The sequence below is a fragment of the Candidatus Babeliales bacterium genome, assembly GCA_041660205.1.
Classification (GTDB): domain Bacteria; phylum Babelota; class Babeliae; order Babelales; family Chromulinivoraceae; genus JACPFN01.
Genome location: JBAZWT010000017.1, coordinates 1 through 2766, shown reverse-complemented (window position 1 = coordinate 2766; position 2766 = coordinate 1). Strand labels below are relative to the sequence as shown.

Annotated in this window: 2 protein-coding genes; both read right to left on the bottom strand. The window is 34.9% G+C overall.

From position 1 onward, the window contains the following. Positions 1-242: 242 nt before the first annotated feature. Entirely contained in the window at positions 243-1859 is a 1617-nt protein-coding gene (locus WC747_04995) for a recombinase family protein (protein MFA5999347.1), read from the bottom strand. Positions 1860-2220: 361 nt separating this feature from the next. Next, positions 2221-2700 (bottom strand): hypothetical protein, encoded by a 480-nt coding sequence (locus WC747_04990; protein ID MFA5999346.1) that lies wholly within the window; start codon positions 2698-2700, stop codon positions 2221-2223. Positions 2701-2766 lie beyond the last annotated feature (66 nt).

The window sequence follows — 2766 nt, the reverse complement described above, 5'->3', positions numbered from 1 at the left end:
AGAAAAAGATGTGGGTAAAAGCATGAGCTTGCTTCAGACCACGTATAGATGAGGCCGAAACAAGCTCATGCTTTTACCCACATCTTTTTGCTGATCATTTGTAGTATAGGCATCAAGCTAACTTTACCACCTGTCTTAAAATAAAGAATATGCCGTGCTTCCAGCACTCAGAGATTATTTCTGCATGAACCAGGCCTGGACGGCCTGGCCTGTGACATGCCGGCCTTACAGGCCTCTTTTAGCTATATCTTGAGGCCTGTAAGGCCGGTATAACCGTCACTACACAATGGACTAAAATCGACTGATTTTATATCTCCACAAGGAATACAATGTTTGATTTCTACTTCATTACCCTTAATGACTATCTCACTGATAAGTAGTCTAAGAACACTTTGTTTGTTTTTTATCGAAAGGTTGCTTGAATTTTGCATCTCTAATCGTAAATCTTCTAATTGTAATTTCATATTCTGAGCTTGTTGCTCATTAAATTTCAAATTTTCTAAAGTTTTTTTCTGTTTTAATGCCGATTGCTGTCTTATATCTAAATTTTTTAAACGCGTCTTAAGTTCTACTAGTGTTAAACTTTCTCCTTCCTGATAGGCATCTAACAGCTTATTTCGTGCTTTTGCTATCTTTATTAACTCCTTTTCTAACTCCCTAATACTTTCTTCAACTTTCTTAACATCTTGATTTTCAAGACTTCTGCGAATCATTTCCTCTTCTATTAAACGAGGATTTTGAAGTAATTCAATTATGTGAGTCCAAACAATGCGATCAAGCTCTTCTTGTTTTACTGAAGGTGCTTGACAATTATATCCATTTAAACGTCGCCCACAACCATAGTAAGAATACTTTGCTGAACGTTTTTTTTTATAATATGACCCCCCACAATATCCACAAACAAGTAATCCTTGCAGTATTGAAGGTTCACGGGTGTTTCTTGAAGATTTCTTTATGTTTTCTATTAATTTATGTTGTGCAGTTTCAAATACATGCTCTGATATAATTGAGGGAACGCTTATTGGTATCCAAAATTCCTTGGGCCTTATTTTACTAGCATTAACTGCTGTCAGTCGTCTTTCACCTTTTGAAGTTCGATGAATACGTCCAGGCACCCCCTCACAACGTTCTGTTTTTCCAAAGTGAGCCACCCCAATATAAGTTTCGTTTTTTAGAATATCTCTAACCGTTGATGTACACCATTTATTTTGGCCTTTTGGTGATAAAATTCCATCTAACTCAAGCTGTCGACATATTTTCGAAATAGAAAAGTGTTGCTCAGTATAGTAAGAGAATATTTTCCTTACAATTATTGCATCGTTATTTATAACATAATGAGCTAAAACACCTTCTTTTTTTGTGATATAATCGTAACCTAAAGGTGCTGTTGGTATAACTGAAACACTCCCTTGCTTTGCTCGATGATTACGACCTCTGCGACATCTCTCAGCAATTTGAGCACGCTCGTATTCAGCAAAAATACTCTTAAAATGTAATGAAAGTTGCTCCTCTGGATTTTTAGCTTTAGGGGTATTCAAAAATACAAGATCAACATGTTTTTTTTGAAATTCCATTTCCAATATTAATTGATATGCATATTTTCGACTTAGTCTATCTGGTGAATACACTAAAACAGTATCTACATCACCTTCTTGAATTAGCTCTCTCAATTCATCTAAAGCAGGCCGTTGTAGTATAGAACCGCTATATCCCTCATCTGTAAATGTCCAGCCTGTGGGAATGACATAACTTTCTTTATTTGCAAATTCAATTAATGCAGAGACTTGGCTTTGGATATTATCTCCTTCCTTTTGTTTTAGAGAGGAGACTCGAGCATAAATTGCGGCGTTCTTCTTCATTATGTTTAACCTCGCCTTTTAACAGAATTTGATATGCTTGAATTAGATTGTTTTTTGCTTTTTTTTGTTTGATGCTTGGTGATGTTGTCATTCTTACAGTCAGTTTTTGTTTCATTTATGCAGAGTGTAGATTGAGTGTGTAGAGCTTGAGATTTTCTTGAAACTGGAACAATATGACAAGTTATATTTTTTTTGAAGTAAAATTGGTCCATTGTGGAGTGACGGTTATATCACAGGCCAGGTCGTCAGGCCTGGTTCATACGGAAGCACCTTTTGAGTGCTGAAAGCACGGCATATTCTTCTTTAAGAAAGAGGATTTCAATGCTAAATCTTTGTTGACCTGACGTGTATGAGATAATTGTCACTTAGGTAGCTGATCGAACGTTGCGCAGAAATCAGCTACACTTTTTAAGGCTGCATGGCCTTTTTCATCAAATTCATTACCATCGACAAGTTTGTTTAACATTTTAATAAAATCGTGTCGGCCATTGGTATCGAAGTTAAAAGCATCCTCGTAATTTCTGTAAAAATATTCGCTTCTATAAGAGGGATTGATATCTTTACCTACATAATTGAATAAGATCTCTTTATAATTGGTATCTTCATAGTGAAAAGATAAAGAAATATGAAAAGTATAATTGTTGACGTCCTTACAAACGTTTAGATTCCAACAATGAATTGAATTTTTCTTTTTAACGTTTATATTGTAAAATGAAGCCTTTATCCAAAAAGGTTGTTCTGGTTCAGATTTATGAACATAACTCGTGTAATGCTCTTGAGGTGGAATGAGAGATATTGTTTTTAACTCTAAATGGGGTAGCTTTTTTGCACTATTGTTCATATAATTCAAAATTAAATTAACTAGGTTTTGTAACATGATATTTGGCTAATACGTTGTAACTTTTTG

What these genes read in the sequence shown, in the direction of transcription:
- WC747_04995 (MFA5999347.1), bottom strand. Translation starts at nt 1,859, where the DNA reads ATGAAGAAGAACGCCGCAATTTATGCTCGAGTCTCCTCTCTAAAACAA.
- WC747_04990 (MFA5999346.1), bottom strand. Translation starts at nt 2,700, where the DNA reads ATGAACAATAGTGCAAAAAAGCTACCCCATTTAGAGTTAAAAACAATA.